Source organism: Streptomyces sp. TLI_146 (assembly GCF_002846415.1).
Lineage (GTDB): Bacteria > Actinomycetota > Actinomycetes > Streptomycetales > Streptomycetaceae > Streptomyces.
Window position 1 is genome coordinate 8,147,679 of record NZ_PJMX01000001.1, and the last position, 19,485, is coordinate 8,167,163.

Genomic DNA, 19,485 nt, shown 5'->3' on the forward strand with positions numbered 1-19,485 from the left:
CCGCCCTTACCGTGCTCCAGAACCAAGTCGTCTAGGCAAGGACGTCCCGTTGTACACCGTGTGAGACCTCCCAAGAGCTGATCTGTCGCGCGTCGCGTATCCGCGCCGCGCTGCTTCTTGCTGCGGACTTCTCACTGAAACCGGTGTACTTCTGTGCTCAACACCTGGGTTGTCATACCCACCTGCCTGCCGCTCGTTCTCCGCCGTTGCCACGCCTGCGCGTCCGAGCGCTTCCGGACGAGCGGCAAATTCCGCGTCAACGCCAACCACAAGGTCATCGACGCCTGGCTCCTCGCGCTCTGCACCGCTTGCGGGGACACCACGAAGCTCACGGTCCTGGAGCGGATGAACGTGCGCTCCGTACGGCCTGAGCTGCTGGACCGGATGCACGACAACGACCCCGGTCTGGCTGCCGAGGTGCTCCAGGATCCAGTCGTACGGCGCCGCAACCGCATCGCCCTCGACTGGGACAACGCCTGGCGCCTGGACACCGGCGGATCGGATCACCTGGACCGCGAGGTGATGGACGTCTCGGTCCGCTTCGCGGCGCGCATTCCCGTGCGGCCGGTGCGGCTGATCTCTGAGGGTTGCGGGCTTTCGCGGGCCGCGGTCGAGCGACTGATCGCGGAGGGGAAGCTCGTCGCGGCAGTCCGGCTGAGCGGCAAGCTCTCCGGCGACTTCACCTTCACGCTCAAACGCTGAGCCCTGCTCGGTCCGCTGAGCCCCCTCAGGAACCGCGGCCTGTCCGGCAAGACCCGCCGGACAGGCCCGGGAGAGCCGTTGGTGGAAACCCTCCAAGTCCGGGTCGGTACCGTTGTACCGGCCAAGATCACCATGTTCCTCCGTACGGCCGCAGACTTGCGGGACGGGGTGGTCGAGGCGGCCGCCGCGTCCTTGTCCGTGACTACACCTGGGACACCACACCGTGAGCGAACGCGTCATCGCGCCCAAGAACCGGGGCTTCCTGTTTCTCGACTCCCACCCCGACGGCTGCCGACAGCTGGTGGACGAGATGTGGCAGGCGGTCCCCGCCCCGGTCGCCGCCGAGGGGGAAGGGCCGGTGGCTCTGGTCATCGGCTCGTCCGCCGGGTACGGCCTGGCCGCCACCATCGCGGGCCTGGCCCGTGTCGGTATCCGCGGCATCGGCGTGTGCTTCGAGAAGGCGCCCGGGCGGCGCACCGGCACGGCGGGCTGGTACCGCACCGCCGCCACCGCCCGGCTCGCCCAGCAGCACGGGCGGGACATGGTCTTCCTCAACGGCGACGCGTTCGGCGACGCGATGAAGGAGCAGGTCGCCGACCTCCTCACCGAGCGGTTCGGGGGACGGCTCGACTTCCTGATCTACTCGGTGGCCGCGCCCCGCCGCACCGACCCGGACACCGGCGACGTATACGCCTCGGTCCTCAGGCCGGTCGGCTCGCCGTACACCACCAAGACCCTCGTCTTCGACGAGCACGGCGCCCCGGAGGTCAAGGAGGTCACCACCGCTCCGGCCGAGGGCGACGACATCGAGCAGACCGTCGCGGTGATGGGCGGTGCCGACTGGGAACGGTGGATCTCGTTCCTGGCCGACCGGTCCCTGCTCGCCGACGGCTTCACCACCGCCGCCCTGTCCTACATCGGCTCGCCGCTCACCGCGGCGATCTACCGGCAGGGCACCATCGGCGCCGCGAAGGCACATCTCGAAGCCACCGCACGCACGTTGGACGAGCGGCTCGGCAAGACCTTGGGCGGCCGGGCCGTGACCTCCGTCAACGCCGCCGCCGTCACCCAGTCCTCCACCGCCATCCCCGGCATCGCCCTGTACACCGGGCTGCTGCGCGGCGTCCTCGGCGAGGCCATGGTGAACCCGGTCGGGCAGTTGGTGGAGCTGTGGGACCAACTGACGGGCGCCCGGCCCCTCGACCTCGACGACGAGGGCCGGGTCCGCCTGGACACCTGGGAACTCGCCCCCGCCGTACAGGACGCCGTCGCCGCACGCTGGTCCACCGCCACCACCGACACCGTCACCGAACTCGCCGACCTCGACTGGTTCAGCGACGAAGTCCACCGCCTCTACGGCTTCTCCGTCCCCGGCGTCGACTACACCGCCCCCGTCGAAACCGACATCCCCTGGCCCGCCACCAGCACGTTGGACACTCGCGTATGCGACTGAGCGCCTGCGCCATGGTCGCGCACGGTGCTCTCGCGATGAGATGAACTCGTCACCGGGTGCGGCGGACGCCTTCTCCACCGAGAAGGTCCCCGCACCGGTGGCTGCCATCGAGGATCGCGCCGGACACGGCCGGTCAGGACCGTCACAGCACCCGGAGGGCTTCATGAGTCACGAACAGACGTCCCGCACTGCTTTTCCGCCCGCCGCCGTGCCCGCCGGTCAGCCGGCGCGGGACCGGCTGACGGGGGTGCTGCTGGGCGCCGCCGCTCTGGCGATGGGCCTGATGGCCGGTGTCTTCTTCGCCTTCGACGTCTCCGTGATGCCGGGCCTGGCGAAGACGGACGACCGTACGTACGCCACGGCCATGCAGAACTTCAACTCCGTCATCGACGGCAGCGGCCTCTTCGTGCCGGTCTTCCTCGGCGCGCTGGCGGTCACCGCCTGGGCCGCGTTCCGCGCCTTCCGCAAGGGGCAACGGGCGCTGGGCCGGTGGCTCCTGGCCGCGGCACTCTGCTACACCGCCGTACTGGCGCTCACCATGGGGATCAACATCCCGCTCAACAACAAGCTCGCCGACCTGGGCCACCCGGGCCCCGCCACCGACTACTCGGTGATCGAGGACTTCAAGGGAACCTGGGAGACCGCCAACATCTTCCGCACCCTCCTCTGCCTCACCGCACTGGGCGGCATCGTGCGCGCCCTCCTCCTGCACGGCCGCGCCACAGCGACGGGTGCCGCTTCATGATCGGGCAGGATGGAGCGCATGTCTGATGCCTGGATACGTCACACGCCGCCCCACGACAACGACCTGATCGCCCCCGCTCTCAGCGGGTTCGTCGAGGGAGGCGGATACTGGCGGGCCGGTACGCTCGCCGGATTCGCCGACGCCGGGGACTACTTGAGCGGTCGCGGCGAGGGCGTCCCGGCGCAGTACAAGGGGTGGGGCTGGTCCCGGTTCATCGGCCGCATCGGTGCCGTGGCGCTGCGGGCCAGTGCCTTCCACGTCCGGTCCGAGCTGCGGGAAGTCCTGCTGAGCATGCTGGAGGTCTGGGCCGAGACCCCCTTCGCCGACCCGGACGTGCGGCGCCGGATGCGTACGGGGACCATCGAGCTCGCCGAGGACAGCGTGCACGCCGCCCGTGACAGCGATGGCGCCCTGCTGGTGCTGCACGGACTCAGCACGGGTGAGAAGGGGCGGCACTTCGTCGAACTGCGCACGGGGCAGGCCGACGCACCCGCCCCCGGGCGGATCGTCGCGAGCGAGCCCGTGCCCTCGGTCAGCTGGGAGACTCCGGCACGGCTGCGTCGGCTCGCCGCTCTCGTACGAGAGCACGGCCCGGCCCCCTGGGACCGCGCGGCGGCCACGCCGCTCGCCCAGGCGACCGGGCTCAGCCACGCCGCGGCCGCACTGCTGCTCGCCGGGATTCCCGATGTGTCGTACGGGTATCGAGGCCTGGACACCGAGGCGCGCAAGGTCATGGGCCTCAAGCAGTCCGAAGCCGACGCCGGGGAACGCGAGTTGATGCCTCTGCGGGTGCCCGCGCGTCTCGATCTGTTCGCCGCCGTACTGCCCGACGACCCGGAGCAGCTGTGGCGGCCGGGCGGGCAGGCGGCGCTCGCCGAGCGCATCGCCGAGGCCTGGCGCGCGCAGCAGGGCGTACGCCCCGCGATCCCGGAAACGACGCTCGCCGTGGCGGCCGAGCACGACACCGTTCTCATGGCCCCGGCCGCGGTCTGCACGCTGTTCGCCGATCCCGCGAGCGATCCGGTGCTCACGCGCGACCCCGACACCCGGCTGCGCGCGAGCAGCGTCATCGGCCGCGGCTGGGAAGGCGAGGAGGGGTTCCGTCTCAAGGAGCGCCTCAAGGTGGCCTGCGCGGCCATCGACTGGATCTATGCCGAGCTGCCCGCGGGAGATCCCGTACGCGAGGGTGTTCCGCGGGTGGTCGCGCTGCTGCGGGAGCGGCTGGCGCACCCGCGGTTGCTGCTGGACGCCCACGGCAACAGCCTGCGCGGCCGGACCGTGGCGGAGCTGCTGCCCGTCTTTCCCGGCGCGGAAGCGTATCTGGACGCCGTCGAGCCGCTGGACCACCCCACGCTCGACGACGGACTGGTCGTCGTGGCCGAGGCGGGATTCGACCGGCGCGGCGAGCGGGGCGCCCCGGGCATCTACTTCCGGCCCGGCAAGTACGCGGCGGACGAGCGCTCGCAACGGCTGGAGGCCGTCGTCGACAGCGAAGGGTCCAACCTCGCCCGCGTGCGATGGCTGCGGGGCCCCGAATGCGAACGCGTCCTGGAACGGATCACCTCCCAGGCCCTGCCGCCCGGGGGCTACGAGACCGATCCCCGCCTCTCCGCCCCCGACGTCGTCGACGAGGTCACTGCCAAGACGGGCCTCGGCACGGATGCGGCGGCGCTGTACTTGCAGCTGCTCGCGCTGCCCGCACCCACCGACCGCCGAGTCCGCCGCTGGAACCGGTGGACGCCCGCCCACCACAAGGCGGTCACGGCCGAACTCGTCGAGACGTCCCTGGCGGTCGTCGACCGGCGGCCCCGGGCCGGGCGCGGTGTGTTCCTGCCCGGCGCCTGGGCCGCCGCGGACAAGCCGTTCCACCCGATGGAGACCTGGAAGGCCGAACTGCTCGGCGCCCGGCTGATCGCGGGCAAGGTCCGCTCGGTGCCGCTGACCGGACCGCTGCCCGAACTCTTCGCGCGAGCTTGGCAGTCGCGCTCCCGATGACGGTCACGCCGCCTTTACGTGGCCGGTCGGTCATCGACGGCGTACGACGGTCCTGACGCTCAGAACGTCCACCGGGTATGGGTGTACGTCCCGTCGTCCCGCCCGAAGCCGTACGCGGTGGCCGGAGCCACCGCGAACACGACGGCGTCGCCTTTGCGGAACGCGTCCCCGAGCCCGTGGAAGGGGCCCTCGGGCGAGGTGATGTGCGCCCCGTATTTCGCCTCGTACGCCGCGATGACCTCCTGCATCACCGCAGGATCGGCCAGTTGCTCCGCCCTGCCCTCGACCACGAGGTCGAGACCTTGGGTGAGGGAGTTCCCTCCGGTGGTCAGCGCGCAGTGGGCGTCGTGCGCGAGGTTGCGCGCCTTCTGCTCGCCCGCGCCGGTGGAGAAGTACAGCCTCCCGTCGTGCCAGGCGGCGAGCACGGGAGTGACGTGCAGCCGGCCGTCGGGCCGTACCGTGGACACCCAGAAGATCTCGGCGGCCTCCATGTGCCGCAGGGCCTGGGCCCATTCGGTGGCGGTGACGGCCGCGGCCCCCGGCCGGGGATTGAGCGCGGAGCTGTACCGGGCGTCGAGTTCGGTAGTGGGCCCTTTGGCAGGGTCGTGTGTGGGCATGGGGAACTCCTTCCTCTTCCCCTTAACGACCGGCTGCCCGTATCGAAGTCATCGCCACGGGTGAGCTTCCGGAGCACTCACGGAGCCCGATCGGCCCTGAGAGGCTCCGGAGCCTGACGGTTCGTCAAGCGTTGTCGCCCGTCATGCCGTCGATCATCTCGGCCAGTACGGTCCTCCGGTCCTCGCCCGGTTCCGGCCGGAGCGGACGGGCCAGGCGGCGGCTGTCGTAGTGCCAGCGGTGGTCGAGATCTCGCGGTACGGCCTCGGTCTCGCGGACCTCGCCTCGGGTGCCGAGCAGGTCCGTGAGGTCGTGGGCGAGGTCCTGCCAGGACACATGGCCGCTCACGGCGTTGGCGACGCCGTGGACGGGTCGGTCCAGGCACTCGGTCACCGCGCGGGCCAGGGCGGCCGCGTGGACCCAGGCGGCTCCGTACCAAGGGTGTCCGCCGGTGCCGGGACGGGGCAGCTCGATCGGTTCGCCCCGGCGGGCGGCCTGATAGAGCGTGCCGAGGGCGCCCCAGCGCAGTTGCTCGCGCAGCCGCTCGTGCGCGCCCCACACGATCGGGGAGCGCACGGCACTCGCCCCGCCGCGTCCGCCGGTGCCCGCCGCGCGCAGCACCATCTCCTCGCAGTCGATCTTGGCCCTGCCGTACGGGCTGACGGGCTCGCAGGGCGGCGACTCCTCCAGGACCCGGTCCGCGTCGGGGTGGCCGTAGGCGTCGACGCTGCTGACGAAGACGAACGGCCCGCGGCTCCAGGCGTCGACCATCGCCTCCATGGCAGCCAGGTCCACTTCGGGCCGGGTGAAGGTGCAGGCGGCGTGGATGACCGCGTCCGCTTCCCCGACGGCGGCGCGCAGTCCCGCCAGGTCGGTGAGGTCGCCCGCGATGACGTCGACGCCCTCGGCGGCGATCAGGTGGGCGGACTCCGGCCGGGCCAGCGCCAGCACGGGGCGGCCCCGGGCGGCCAGTTCCCGCACGATGAACGCGCCGACGCCGCCGGTCGCGCCGGTGACCAGCACCGTGCCGGGGCGGACGGTCCGGGACCGGGCGGGCTCGCTGGTGGCCTTGGCGGCGGCCCGCTGGGCCGCCCGCTCGTCGAGGAGCGTGGTGAGCGCCCGGGGTGTACGGGCCTGGAGCACATCGAGTCCCGTGAGCGGCAGGCCGAGCCGGGTGCGCAGGCGTTCGGCGAGCTGTACGGCGATGAGGGAGTGCCCGCCGAGGGCGAAGAAGTCGTCGTCGGGCGACGGCGTGAGGCCGAGCAGCGAGGCGAAGGCCTCGGTGACGGCTCCGGCCCGTGGAGGGGAGGGGTCGCTGGGTGCGGGCGATCCGGGCAGCCCACCGGGCGTCTCGGGCAGCGCGTCCAGCAGGGTGACCGCGGCGGGCACGGACTCGGGTGCGAGCGAGCGGCGCAGCAGGCCGAGCAGTTCGTTGCCGGACGGGCCGACGCTGTCGTTGAGGACGGCGTAGGCGACGGTCGGCCCCTGGGCGGGCCGGACGACGAGGGCGTCGGCGACCTGCGGGTGGGCGCGCAGGGCACGGGCCGCCGGGTGATCGGCGGCGTTCGGGGTGCTGTCTCCGGTGGCGGACGGGTCCGCGTGACCATCCGGGGCGGGGACGTGCGGTGTGCTGAGGTCGGGCAGCTTGCTCAGCGCGAGCTCCGGGCCGGCCGCCGCCGCGTCGAGCAGGGCGGCGTAGTCCCGTACGGTCGCCCGCGCCGCCGCGTCGTCCAGCGCGTTCGGGTCGAACTGGACCAGCGCCGTGGGCTGTTCGGCGTCGCCGAGGTCGAGGCCGTACGACAGGGCGAACTTCGCGCCGCCGGTGGGCACGTCGACGTACTCGGCCGAGGTGCCGGGCAGTCGGAGCACCGTGGGCTCCCCCAGCACGTCGGAGGTGACGCGGACCAGCGCGGTGCCGTCGGCGCCGCGCGCCGTGGCGCCGAGGCGTTCCAGGACGAGGTCGAAGGGGAGGTGCCGGTGGCGCTGGGCCTCCAGGAGCGCGTCGCGTACGCGGCGCAGCAGCTCGGTGAACGACGGGTCGCCGGAGGCGTCGACGCGCACGGGCAGGGTATTGACGCAGAGGCCGACCAGGCCGCGCATGGCGGTGCCGCTGCGGTGGGTGCCCGCCACGCCGATGACGAGGTCGTCGTCGCCGGTGAGGCGGTGCAGCGCGGCGAAGGCAGCGGTGAGCGACACCGCGAAGAGCGTGGCGCGCTGCTCGGCGCCCAGCGCCCGCAGGCCGTGGGGCAGCGCGGGTGGCAACGGCACGGTGTGCACGGCTGCCGACGGGTCGGTGGTGCCGGGCGCGGCCACCCCGGGCAGGGGAAGGCGGGGCGGAGCGGCATCGGCCAGCAGACCGCTCCAGCGGTCCAGTTCCGGCTGGAGGCGGGGGATGTCGTCGTGCTCGCGGCGCGCGTAGTCGGCGTACTGCGGCGGTGCTGCGAGGACGGGGCCGCCGGAGCCGTCGACGGCCGCGGTGTACAGCGCCGCGAGCTCGTCGGCCAGGGTGTCCAGCGAGCCGCCGTCGACAGCGATGTGATGGAACGTCAGCAATACGGTGTGGTCCTGCGCCCCGTGGCGCAGGACGCGGGCGCGTACCGCCTCGCCTGCCGCGAGGTCGAACGGCCGGGCCGCCTCCTCCCGCAGCAGTGCCGGGGCGTCTGCCGCGGCGGTGTCGACGACGGGCACGGCCACGGTGTGCGGGGCCGGGATCACTTCCTGGAAGGGCTCGCCGTCCTGGTCGGCGTAGCAGGTGCGCAGGATCGTGTGCCGGGCCACCAGTGAGGTCAGGGCGGTGGCGAGCGCGGCCGGGTCGAACGGGCCGCGCACCCGCGTGGCGAAGGGCACGTGGTACGAGTCGCCCGCGCCGCCGAGCCGTTCCATCAGCCACATGCGGCGCTGGGCCCGGGACAGGGGTACGCGGCCCGGCTGGGCGGTATCGCGCCTCGCGTCGGTGTCCGGGGCGGCCGGGGCGCGCCGGGCGGCGGAGGTGCGGGCCCGGCGCAGCAGTTCCTGCTGGAGCCGCTGCTGTTCGGCTCGCGCCGTGGAGTCGGCGTCAGTGGGCATCGCTGTGCTCCGGGGTCTGGGGGTGGAGGTCGCTGTGGGCGGCCAGCAGGGCACGTTCGATGAGGGAGGCCTGGGCGGCCACGGTCGGGGTGGCGAGGAAGTCGGCGAGGGCGAGCTCGACGCCGAGTTCCTCGCGCAGGTCGTCGGTGACGGCGAGGGCGAGGAGGGAGTGGCCGCCCAGGGCCAGGAAGTCGGCGTTGCCGTGAGTGACCTCGCTGCCCAGCGCCCGGCTCCACACCTCGGCGACGGCCTGCTCCAGCGGGCTCATCGCCGGGGCGGGCGCGGCGGTCGCGTCCTGGGCGGCGGCCCGGGCGCGGTCGGTCAGCGCGCGCCGGTCGACCTTGCCGGACGGGGTCAGGGGCAGACGCTCCACCAGGGTGAGGGCGTCGGGCACCAGATGGGCGGGCAGGACGGCGGTGAGCCGCTCGCGCAGCGCCGAGGCGGCGGGCACCGGTCCGGGCGCGGCGACGACGTACGCCACCAGGCGCGCCTCGGGCGTGCCCGCGCCGTCGACGGTCACGGCGGTGTCGTCCACGTCCGGCTGCTGGCGCAGTACGTGTTCGACCTCGGCGGGTTCGATGCGGAACCCGCGGACCTTGACCTGGTCGTCGTTGCGGCCGTGGAAGTCCAGGACGCCGTCGTGGCGGGCGGAGACGATGTCGCCCGTGCGGTACAGGCGTCCGGCGGTGGGGTGGTCGACGAACCGCTCGGCGGTCAGCTGGGGCCGGCCCGTGTAGCCGTGGGCGAGCCGGGTGCCGCCGACCCACAGTTCGCCCCGGTCGCCGTCGGGGACCGGGTTGCCGTCGGCGTCCAGGACGTGGACGGTGGCCCCGGCGATGGGGCGGCCGATCGGCAGCGGTCCCTCGCAGTCGTGCGCGGCGACGGTGTGGGCGGTGGCGAAGGTGGTGGTCTCGGTGGGCCCGTAGCCGTTGACCAGCTCCAGCCAGGGGAAGGCGGTCAGCACGTCGCGGGCGTGGCTGGCGGCCATGGCCTCGCCGCCCACGATGACCGAGCGGAGCTGGGCGAAGACGCGTGAGCGGCGGGCGGCGAGCTGGTGGAAGAGCGCCGTGGTGAAGAACGCCACCGTCACACCGTGGCGTTCGACGTGGCGGGCCAGGTCCTCCAGGGAGGGCCGGGGCACGGTGCACACGACGACCGCCGCGCCGTTGGCGAGTGCGACCCACACCTCGAACGTCGAGGCGTCGAAGGTCATCGGGGAGTGGAACAGTACGCGGTCGCGGGCGGTGACGGTGAGGTAGTCCGGCGCGGTGACCAGTTCGGCGATGGCCCGGTGCGCGATGGTGACGCCCTTGGGGCGGCCGGTGGAGCCGGAGGTGAACATGATGAAGGCCGGGCTGTCCGGGGCGGCGCCATCCATCGGCGGAGCGTCGGCCAGCGGCTCTTCGGGCAGGGCCAGGACGGGACCGATGAGCGCGGCCGCGTCCAGCAGCTTGGCGTCGCCGACGGTGAGGGTGATGCCCGCGTCGGCGATCATCGCCTCGGTACGGGGCCGGGGCTGCGCGGGGTCGAGCGGTACGCACACCGCTCCCGCCCCCCACAGCGCGAGCTGCGCGACGACCGTGCGGGCGGAGCGGGCGGTCAGCAGTCCCACCCGGTCGCCGGGCGCTACCTGGTGCTCGCGCAGCCGGGCGGCGAGGGCGCGGCCGGCCTGGTCGAGCTGGTGGTACGTGAGGGTGGTGTCGCCGTCGACGACGGCCAGGGCGTCGGGGGTGCGTTCGGCGTGCCGGGCCACGAGGTCCGGCAGCGCCGTCGGGTGGGCCGGGGGTTCGGCGTGCGGGGTGGCGGGGAAGCCGGGCTGAGGCGTGGTCGGTGTCATGTCAGGCTCCTGCCGGTCGCGGGGTCTGGCGCTGGTCGAGGACGGCGGCGAAGGCGCGCAGGTCGGTGCTGCGCAGCAGTTGGTGGGCGCGCGGGCGGATACCGGTCTCGCGCTCGACGACCGCGAGCAGCCGCGCGGCGACGACGGAGGTGCCGCCGATGTCCGTGAAGTTGTCGCCGAGTACGGTCGCGGGCCGCCCGAGGAGTTCGCGTACGGTCGCCAGGACGAGTCGTTCGCCAGGAGTGGCGTCGGCCGGGTCGTCCGCCTGGGCCGCGGGCGCCGTGGTGGCCTGGGTGGCGAGAGCGGCCCGGTCCACCTTGCCGTTGGCGTCCAGCGGGTAGGCGTCGACGAAGTGCACGGCGGCCGGGACGGCCTGCTCGGGAAGCCAGGCGCGGACCGCGTCGAGCAGGTCGCCGGGCGCGGGCTCCGCACCCTCGGCGGGCTTGACGTGCGCGAGGAGACGGGCGAGGCCGGAGCCATCGCGCTGCACGGTGACGACGGCCGTGCGCACCCGGGCGTCCTGCTCGAAGGCGGCCTCCACCTCGGCGGGTTCGATCCGCACCCCGCTGATCTTGACCTGGTCGTCGAGGCGGCCGAGGAACTCCAGGCTGCCGTCGGCGCCCATGCGGACCCGGTCGCCGGTGCGGTACAGGCGGCCGACGGCTTCCAGCGCCGGGTGCGCGGGCGGGGCGGTGAAGCGCCGCGCGGTCAGCTCGGGGTCGAGGTAGCCGAGTGCCAGGCAGTGGCCGCCGATGCGCAGTTCGCCGTCCTGCCCGCGGCCGACGGGCAGGCCCTCGTCGTCGGTGACGACGACGGTGACGCCCGGCAGCGGGGTGCCGATCGGCGGCGGGGTCATGGTGCCCGGGGCGGTGCCACGCATCGTGTACGTGGTGGTGACGACGGTGGCTTCGGCCGGACCGTAGGCGTTGTGGACGGTGGCCGTGACGTCCGGGCCGGGGCGGCGGCGCATGCGGTCGCCGCCGACCACCAGGTGACGCAGCTTCAGGTCCTGGGGCCAGGGCCGGTCCAGGAGCGGTTCGACGGTGGGGGTCGCGGCCACGCAGACGGTGACGGCGGCATCGCGCCACCAGTCGGTGAGCACGCCCGCGTCCCAGCGGGTGTCGTCGGGGGCCGGGACAAGAGCGGCACCCGAGGTCAGCCCGGCCCACAGCTCCAACAGGTGCGGGTCGAAGGCGACGCCGATGAGCAGGGACTGCCGGTCGCCCGGCGCCAGACCGGTGGCGGCCCGGTACCAGTCGAGGGCCACGGACAGCGAGGCCTCGGCCACGGCGACCGCCTTGGGGCGGCCGGTGGACCCGGAGGTGAGGACGGCGTACAGGGCGCCCTCGGGCGCGCGCCGCGCCCCTTGCGGGCGGGCGGCGAACGCGGCCACCGCGCCGACGGGGGCGTTCACGCCGTCCGTGGGCAGCGGCAGCGGCGTGTGCTCCCCGTCGCGGTGGGCGGCGGGCAGGACAGCGGGGTCTCCGATGAGGCAGGCCACGTCGAGGTCCTCGGTGACGGCTTGCGTGCGGCGCTCGCCGGGGCGCGGGCCCAGCGGCAGGTAGACGGCGCCGATCCGGGCGAGCGCGACGGCGGTCACCACCAGGGCGGTGGACCGGTCGAGGCAGACACCGACCAGGTCCCCGGGCCGTACGCGCTCGCGCAGGGCGGTGGCGACGTGCTCGGCGGCGGTGGAGAGGTCCTCGTACGTCCAGGTCCGTGCGCCGTCGATGACGGCGGGAGCCTGCGGAGCGAGCCGGACCCGGTCCTCGAAGCGGGCGACGACGGTGGTCGGTTCGGCGGCGGGGCCGTGGGCGACGCTCACCAGCGTGGTGGTGGGGTCGGCGAGGGAAGGGGACTGGATCATCACGACTCCGTGGAGGCAGGGGCGGTGGCGGCGAGGGCGTCGGCCTGGTCGGCGAGCACCGGGTTGCGGAAGAGGACCTTCAGCGGCGGGCGGGTGCCCAGGTGGGGCTCCAGCCAGGCCGCGAGCTCGGCGGCCAGCAGCGAGTGGCCCCCGATGTGGAAGAAGTGGGAGCTGCCGTCGAAGCGGCTGTGACCCAGCACCTCACGCCAGCCCCGCGCGAGCAGCGCGGTCATCGGATCGTCCGGCACCGCGTCCGCGGTCTCGGCCTCGGGAGCCGTCGGGGCCGCGGGGGCGAGCGCGGCGGCGCGCCGGGCCAGGGCCGTACGGTCCGGCTTGCCGCCGGCGAGGGTCGGCATCGACTCCAGCCGTGCCCACCGCGCGGGCACCAGAGGCCCGGGCAGCCGGCCGCTCAACTCGGCGTGCAGGGCCTTCTCGTCGACGTCGGCGAGGTCGGCGCCGTCCTCGAAGAAGCCGACGAGCCGGGGCGCGGCCGGGCCCTCGCGGTCCAGGACGACGGCGCAGGAGCGGCCGCCGAGCGCCGCGGATGCCGCCGCCTCGATCTCCTCCAGCTCGATGCGGTGACCGCGCAGCTTGACCTGGTTGTCGCGCCGCCCCAGGAAGTACAGCAGGCCGTCCAGACCGCGGTAGCCGAGGTCGCCGGTGAGGTAGACGCGCTCCCCGCCGAGCGCGTCCACGGCGATGAACCGGGCGGCGGTCACCTCCGCGTTGCCGGGGTAGCCCTCGGCCAGACCGGGCCCGGCGATGGCGAGTTCACCGACGGCGCCGGTGGGCAGCGGGCGGTGGTGCGCGTCGAGGACGTGGACGCGCTCGCCCGGCAGCTCGGTGCCGAGGGGGATCTCGGCGCCCTCGGTCAGGGCGTCGCGGGATATCTCGTGGACGGTGGAGCTGATGGCCGCCTCGGTGACGCCGTACGCGTTGAGGACGGTGGCGTCGGTGTCGGCGAGGAGGCCGCGCAGGGTCTCGGCGGGAAGGCGCTCGCCGCCCAGGACCAGGAGCCGGGGGGCCCAGCTCTCCTCGCGCAGCGCGGGCCGCAGCTCCTCGCGGGTGGAGAGGAAGTAGCTGGTGGGCAGGTTGGCGACGGTGACCCGGGCGGAGGCGAGCAGCTCGGCGAGCTCCGGCCCGGTGGGCACCTCGTGCTCGGGCACCACCAGGCACGCCCCCGCGTGCAGGGTGGGCAGTACCTCCTCCAGCGATACGTCGAAGGACGGCTGGGCGAACATGAGGACCCGGTCGGCGCTGGTGAGGGCGAACCGGTCGGCGGCCGCGGTCAGATGGTGCTCCAGCGCCGCACGGCCGACGGCGACCGGCTTGGGCGTGCCGGTGGAGCCGGAGGTGTGGATGACGTAGGTCGTGGCGGGCAGGACGTCGGCGGCGTTGGCGCGGGGGAACACGGGCGCGTCGATCCGGGCGGTGGGCAGGAAGTCCGGCAGGGCCGGGCCGCCGTCGCCGGTGAGGACGAGTGCCGGGGCGAGCCGTTCGAGCAGCAGCGCGGTGCGGGCCGGCGGATCGGCGGGCGACAGCGGGCAGTAGACGGCGCCGGTGCGCAGACAGGCCAGCAGGGCGACGACCGAGTCGGCTCCCCGGGGCAGGACGACGGCCACCGGTCGGCCCGGCGCGACCCCCGCCGCACGCAGCCGCTCGGCGAGCGAGGCGACACGCTCTTCGAGTTCGCCGTACGTCACTCGGCGCGCACCGCACAACAGGGCGGGCAGCGACGGGTGGTGGGCGGCCACCGGATCCAGCAGGTCCCGGCCGGCCGGGACGGGCACGGCCTCGGTGGCCGCCTCCACCGCGGCCGGGGCGAGGTCGGCCAGCGGGGTTCGGGGAGTGTCGAGGTAGGCGCGCAGCAGGTCGAGGAAGCGGCCGGAGAGCAGCCGGGCGACGTCCTCGCCGAACAGGTCGGCGTCGTAGTCCCACACCAGCGTCATACCGGGCGCGCCGTGGCGCGGGGTGACACCGCGCCGGTCGTCCGGCAGCAGCACCACGTCCAGGTCGAAGCGGGTGGTGCCGGTGTTGAACCCCTCGAAGAGCGTGATGTCCAGGCCCGGCAGGTCGATCTCGGGAAGCGGGGCGTCATGGGCGCTGAACATCACGGAGAACAGCGGGTTGTCGGCACCGGAGGTGTGCAGGCCGAGCGCTCGTGTCAGCTCCTGGACCGGTACGTCCTGGTGCGGCAGGGCACGGATGAGGGTGTCGGTGACCTCGTCCATGGCGTCCTGGGCCGGGGCGGTGGCGTCCAGGGCCAGCGGCAGCGGGATGGTGTTGACGAACATGCCGACGGCGTCCTCGTACCCCAGGGGCCGGTTGCCGACGGCGGTGCCGATGACCATCCGGGAGCGGCCGCTGTGGCGGCGCAGGAGTTCGGCGAACAGCCCCAGGAGCGTGGCGAAGGGGGTGAGGCCGCGCTCACGGGCGTGCTCGCGCAGCCGCTCGGCGAGATCGGCGCCGATGGTCTGGCGCAGCTGTCCGCCGTGGTGCCTGCGGCGGGCGCCGGGGCGGGCGAGCCCGGGCAGCGGCAAGTCGTGCGGCTGGTCGCGCAGTTCGGCCTGCCAGAAGTCCAGGGACTCGGCGGCGTAGGCGGCCTTCGCCTGGGCCTGGACGTGGTCCGCGTAGGAGGGGGCGGGCGGCAGCGTGAGGGTTTCGCCGGTGACGCGGGCGCGGTAGACGCGGAAGACGTCGTCGAGCAGGATCGCGAAGGAGTGCCCGTCGTGGATCAGGTGGTGCTCGACGTGGACGAGCCGGTGGTGGTGCTCGGCGAGGCGTACGAGCGTCCAGCGGATCAGCGGTGCCTCGAAGGTGTCGAGCGGGGTCTCGGCCTCGGTGCGCAGCAGGTCCTGGAAGGCCGCCTCGGGGTCGTCCCGTCCGGTGAGGTCGACGGTGTGCAGCCTGGGTTGGCACCGCTCGGCGACCCGCTGTCCCGGTACCGACCCGGGCAGCGCGACGAGTTCGAGCCGCAGGCCCGGGTGGCGTGCCAGGGTGGCGCCCAGGCCCTGGCGCAGGGCCTCGGTGTCCAGGGGGCCCCAGAGGTCGAGTGCAGCGGTGAAGTTGTAGGCACGGCTGCCGGGCTGCATTTGCTCGTGCAGCCAGACGATCTCCTGCGAGGCGGAGAGCGGAAGCATGGTCGGTCCCTGAGGTCGTCGGGGCGGTTTTCCGGGGCCGGTCACGGTCGTGGCCGGGCGCGGTCGTACAGGCGGCTTCGCGGGTCACGCGGGCCGCACAGGTCTGGGTGGGCTGGGGCGGGGCGGTCCGGGCGGCGTGCTCAGCCCTCGGCCCGCGCCACCGGGCGCAGCGCATCGGCGAGTGCGTCGAACGCCCGGTGCGCGGTGGAGTCGTCCAGCACCGCGCGGTCCCACACCATCCGCAGGCGGATCTCCGCCCCCTGGGTGACGGAGACGGCGAAGGGACTGCGCACCGGTCGGCCGTCGATGTGGACCTCGCGGCCCTCGACACCGGCCAGCACCAGGGGCGGGCGGCGGCTGTCGTCGTCCACGGTCAGCAGTCCGTCCAGCGCGCCGTTCCAGCCCGGCCCGGCGGACCGGGCGGCGGCCACGACCGCGTCGAACGGCATGTCGGCCCGGTCGAGGTCGTCCCACCAGGCGTCGGCCGTCGTCTGGGGCGCGGGCCCGTGGCCGGTGGCGGCCGGGAAGACGACGGTGTTGAGGAAGCAGCCGACGACCGGACGCGCACCGGCGGGGCGGCCGCCCCACGGGTAGCCGAGCGGAACGACGCGATCGGGACCGTACAGCGCGCTCGCCGCGGCGCGGCAGGCGTCGAGCAGTCCGGGAAAGGAGACGCGGTCGTCGTGCGCGGGCAGCCGGGCCTCGGCCGAGCCGCTGGGGAGCGTGCCCGCGGGTACGCGTTCGGGACGCGGCACAGGGGCGTGGGTGCGCACGGCGCGCAGCCGGTCCGCCCAGTACGCGGCCGCCTCGGGCGTGTCCGCACGTTCCTCGGCGGCGAGTTGGAGCAGGACGGCCTCGTGGTAGGCGGCGAGTTCGGCTTCCGTCTCCTCGGGCGCGACAAGAGGCTCGGCGGTGTCCTCGGCGTACGCGGCGCCGAGTTCTTCGGCGATCCGCGCCAGCGACCGGCCGTCGCAGACCGCGTGGTCCAGGGCGACGGCGAGGAGGTCCTCACCGCGTCCCTCGTCGTCGCGGACGAGGAACAGGCGCAGGGGCGGCGCCTGCGGATCCCAGGAGGCCAGCGCGCGGCGCAGGGTGTCGGCGGGGCGTTCGCCCGGCGCGGGGGCCGGTTGGGTCACGCGGATGTCCGGTTCTCCCACGTGCAGGACGGGCGTTCCGCGTACGACGGAGGGCCGCGAGCGCAGGGCGGTGTGCCTGGCGGCGAGCCGGCGGGCCGCCGCTTGCAGGCGGGCGGGGTCGACGGTGCCGTGCGGGAAGGCGAAGAACATCGGCACCACGTCGGGCCGTCCCGCCGGGTCCAGCGACCGCACCAGTGCGAAGCGGCGCTGTGCCCCGGTGACGGGCAGCAGGGCGCCGGACCCGTCGTCGGCGGTGATGCGCCGGTAGCGGGCCAGGTACTGGCTCGTGATGCTGGGCACGGAGTCCTCTTCTGTCGTGATCGGCGGGCAGTGCTGTGTCGGTGCGGTGGTGGTTCAGCGGGAGGGGGTGGGGGCGGGCTGTCCGTCGTCCTCCGTGGCGGTGTCGGTGTCCTCCTGGGACGCCTCGGGGCCGGGCAGGTCCCGCATGCGGCGCAGCGGGGAGAACAGCAGCGGCAGCGGTACGGCGAGGAAACCGGCGGCGCAGCAGGCGAGTGCGGTGCGCGGCCCGAAGGACTGGGCGAGCGCGCCGCCGAGGAGCGCGCCGAGCGGCAGGGTGCCCCACATGAGGAAGCGCAGGGTGGCGTTCATCCGGCCGAGCAGCCGCGGCGGGCACAGGCCCTGACGGAAGCTGACCTGGGCGATGTTGTAGACGACGGCGCCGAAGGAACTGCCCGCCGATCCGGTGGCGAACAGGACCGCGCCCAGGGTGCCGTGCCCGGACAGCGGCCACAGCACCGCGAACGGCCCGCTCAGCAGGACGGACCACAGGATGAGCCGGGCCTGCCCCCACCGGGCGGCGAGCCGCCCGGAGCACAGGGCACCCAGGAGCCCGCCGACGGCCGAGGCGGAAAGCACCAGTCCCAGCGCACCCGGCTCGAGTCCGACGACGCGTACGAGATGCACGGTCTGGGTGGCCATGAGGACGGCCATGCACAGGTTGGCGAGGCCGGTGGTCAGGGCGATGACACGGAGCAGGGGATGGCCGGTGACGAAGCGGATGCCTTCGCCGATGTCCTTGCGCAGGGAGGCGCCGGGCGGGGTCCGGGGCGGTTGCTCGGGCTGCCGGATGCGCAGGAGGACCAGGGCGGACAGCACATAGCCGAGGGCGTCGGCGAGGACGGCGAGGTGTGCGCCGACGAGCTGGACCAGCCCGCCTCCGGCTCCTGGTCCGGCCACCTGGGCGGTGGAACGGACCGTCTCCAGCGCGCCGTTGCCCGCCATGAGTTCCTCGCGCGGCACGATCTGCGGCAGATAGCTCTGGTGGGCGACGTCGAAGAACACGGTCGCCACTCCGGTGACGAGCGCGACGACGTAGAGCTGAGCCATGGTCAGGGCGTCGGCGACCGCTGCGGCGGGGATGCTGCCCATCGCCACGGCTCGCACCAGATCCGCGCGGATCATCAGGGGACGCTTGCGCATACGGTCGGCGAGGGCCCCGGCGGGCAGCCCGACGAGCAGGAAGGCGGCGGTCTCCGCCGCGGTGAGCAGGCCCACCTGGAAGGCGGAGGCGTCGAGTTCGAGGACGGCGACGAGGGGAAGGGCCACCAGCGTGACCTGAGCGCCGAGTTGTCCGGCGGCTGCTCCCGCGAGCAGCAGCCGGAAGTCGCGTCGGCGCATCGGGCTACCCGTGGAGGCTCCGGTTGTGACGGACATGTGAACGACCTTCACCGAACGGTCGATCGGGAGTCAAAGGATCACGGCCACTTTCGGTCGAGTCTTGTCAGTACTTGCCGGAAACTCAGAAGAATTTTCGCCGAACTCCCGGTAAGTCCGCATGAATGCCTGCCACTCGGTGTGCATCACGGAACCGGTGCGCGGCGGTGAGTGCAGGCGAGGCACGGAAGGGGCGACGGGTAGCCTGCACGCGGAGTGACGGTTTCGATCCTGACTGAAAATGACCACTCACGATCGTATTGTTGCGGAATCGTCTATTCCGTCAGTTATGGCGCGTATGCGGTGTTGCCTCCCCGGCCGCGCGGTGCGGCGGTCCCTACGCGTCACCCACCGGGGAAGGAAAGCCGTACGCCGAGGTCTGCTTCAAGGCGGTGGATGCGGGCGGGCAGGGTGCGCTGAAGTTCCTGGAGTTGGGCGCGGTGGGCGGCGACGAAGTGGTCGCGTTGCCGCGTACGCAGGGGAGAGCGGGCCGCTTCGACCGGGGCCATGCAGGTGGCGTACGCACTGGCCAGGTCCGCGTCCGCCTGATCGGCGGCGAGTCGCCGGTCGGCGAGCGCGAAGAGGCCGGCCTCGTCGGTGGCCGTGATGCCGTGCCGGGCCAGGCAGGGGGCGAAGCTCCGGTATGCCTCGCGCACGGTGGGGGCGGTGCGCACCTTTGCCAGCTCCCGCATCCAGGCCGTCTGAGTCTCGACGTACACACGGCGCAAGTCGCGTGCGGCGTCCTCGCCTTGGCGCAGACAGCGCTGCCCGGCCGGGGATGCGCTGCCCGTCGGCGTACCGCGTGAGTAGGGGAGAGGGGCGAGTACGGCGCTGAAGCCGTGACGGCGGATGAAGGCGAGGTCCGGCAGTTCGGCCCGGCGGATGTATGCGGGCGGCGGACGGTCCGGCAGGGCGGTTCGGTGTACCTGGGCGCAGGCGTGGGCCGAGGCGTCACCGACAGCCTGGGCGAACGCGTCCAGGCCCTGCGACCAGCGTGTTTCGGCTCCCGTCGCGGGCAGCACGAGCACGGTGACGTCGTCGGGCATGGTGTACGTGATCGGTACGGGCGGGGTGCTCGCCGGACCGGGGGAGGAGCGGGGGCGGGCGGGACCGGCCACGTCGCCGGAACCGCTGGAGCCGCTGAGGCCGCTGGAGCAGGCGGTCAACGCCATCGCGCAGACAACTGCCGCCAGGGCGACGGACTTACGCGGCCGGGCCACGATCCCCCCTCCCCGGAGCCGCTGGGGACGGCTGT

Annotated in this window: 12 protein-coding genes; 4 read left to right on the top strand and 8 right to left on the bottom strand. The window is 73.8% G+C overall.

The window, feature by feature from the left end:
• The first annotated feature begins 153 nt into the window (after nucleotides 1-153).
• The 4 genes from BX283_RS36255 (at nucleotide 154) to BX283_RS36270 (ending at nucleotide 4,895) form a co-directional block, all read left to right on the top strand.
• Nucleotides 154-702, top strand: a complete 549-nt coding sequence (locus BX283_RS36255) for a DUF1062 domain-containing protein (RefSeq protein WP_101391626.1) — start codon at nucleotides 154-156, stop codon at nucleotides 700-702.
• 223 nt (nucleotides 703-925) lie between these two features.
• Nucleotides 926-2,155 (top strand): enoyl-[acyl-carrier-protein] reductase FabV, encoded by a 1,230-nt coding sequence (gene fabV, locus BX283_RS36260; RefSeq protein WP_101391627.1) that lies wholly within the window; start codon nucleotides 926-928, stop codon nucleotides 2,153-2,155.
• Between the two features lie 163 nt (nucleotides 2,156-2,318).
• Complete coding sequence (locus tag BX283_RS36265; RefSeq protein ID WP_101392798.1) at nucleotides 2,319-2,900, top strand: DUF1772 domain-containing protein; 582 nt, start codon at nucleotides 2,319-2,321, stop codon at nucleotides 2,898-2,900.
• A gap of 18 nt (nucleotides 2,901-2,918) precedes the next feature.
• The gene (locus BX283_RS36270) at nucleotides 2,919-4,895 is read left to right on the top strand and encodes a hypothetical protein (protein ID WP_101391628.1); all 1,977 of its coding nucleotides are present in this window, start codon (nucleotides 2,919-2,921) and stop codon (nucleotides 4,893-4,895) included.
• A gap of 59 nt (nucleotides 4,896-4,954) precedes the next feature.
• Here the strand turns inward: BX283_RS36270 and BX283_RS36275 are convergent, their stop codons facing one another.
• The 8 genes from BX283_RS36275 to BX283_RS36310 form a co-directional block, all read right to left on the bottom strand.
• A complete protein-coding gene (locus tag BX283_RS36275) occupies nucleotides 4,955-5,512 on the bottom strand; it encodes a pyridoxamine 5'-phosphate oxidase family protein (protein WP_101391629.1) in 558 nt (185 codons plus the stop codon).
• 124 nt (nucleotides 5,513-5,636) lie between these two features.
• Nucleotides 5,637-8,576, bottom strand: a complete 2,940-nt coding sequence (locus tag BX283_RS36280; protein ID WP_101391630.1) for a condensation domain-containing protein — start codon at nucleotides 8,574-8,576, stop codon at nucleotides 5,637-5,639.
• A complete protein-coding gene (locus BX283_RS36285) occupies nucleotides 8,566-10,413 on the bottom strand; it encodes a non-ribosomal peptide synthetase (protein ID WP_101391631.1) in 1,848 nt (615 codons plus the stop codon). Before BX283_RS36285 ends, BX283_RS36280 begins: the two co-directional genes overlap by 11 nt.
• Before the next feature lies 1 nt (nucleotide 10,414).
• Complete coding sequence (locus BX283_RS36290; RefSeq protein WP_101391632.1) at nucleotides 10,415-12,280, bottom strand: non-ribosomal peptide synthetase; 1,866 nt, start codon at nucleotides 12,278-12,280, stop codon at nucleotides 10,415-10,417.
• Nucleotides 12,280-15,420 (bottom strand): non-ribosomal peptide synthetase, encoded by a 3,141-nt coding sequence (locus BX283_RS36295; protein ID WP_101391633.1) that lies wholly within the window; start codon nucleotides 15,418-15,420, stop codon nucleotides 12,280-12,282. Before BX283_RS36295 ends, BX283_RS36290 begins: the two co-directional genes overlap by 1 nt.
• 140 nt (nucleotides 15,421-15,560) lie before the next feature.
• Nucleotides 15,561-16,856: a condensation domain-containing protein gene (locus BX283_RS36300; protein ID WP_101391634.1), complete on the bottom strand. Its 1,296-nt coding sequence runs from the start codon at nucleotides 16,854-16,856 to the stop codon at nucleotides 15,561-15,563.
• A 54-nt stretch (nucleotides 16,857-16,910) separates the two neighbouring features.
• Nucleotides 16,911-18,230 carry an MFS transporter gene (locus BX283_RS36305; protein ID WP_101391635.1) on the bottom strand — a complete coding sequence of 440 codons (1,320 nt, stop codon included), beginning with the start codon at nucleotides 18,228-18,230 and terminating at the stop codon, nucleotides 16,911-16,913.
• A 344-nt stretch (nucleotides 18,231-18,574) separates the two neighbouring features.
• Nucleotides 18,575-19,450, bottom strand: coding sequence for a hypothetical protein (locus BX283_RS36310; RefSeq protein ID WP_101391636.1), 876 nt, complete (start codon nucleotides 19,448-19,450; stop codon nucleotides 18,575-18,577).
• Nucleotides 19,451-19,485 lie beyond the last annotated feature (35 nt).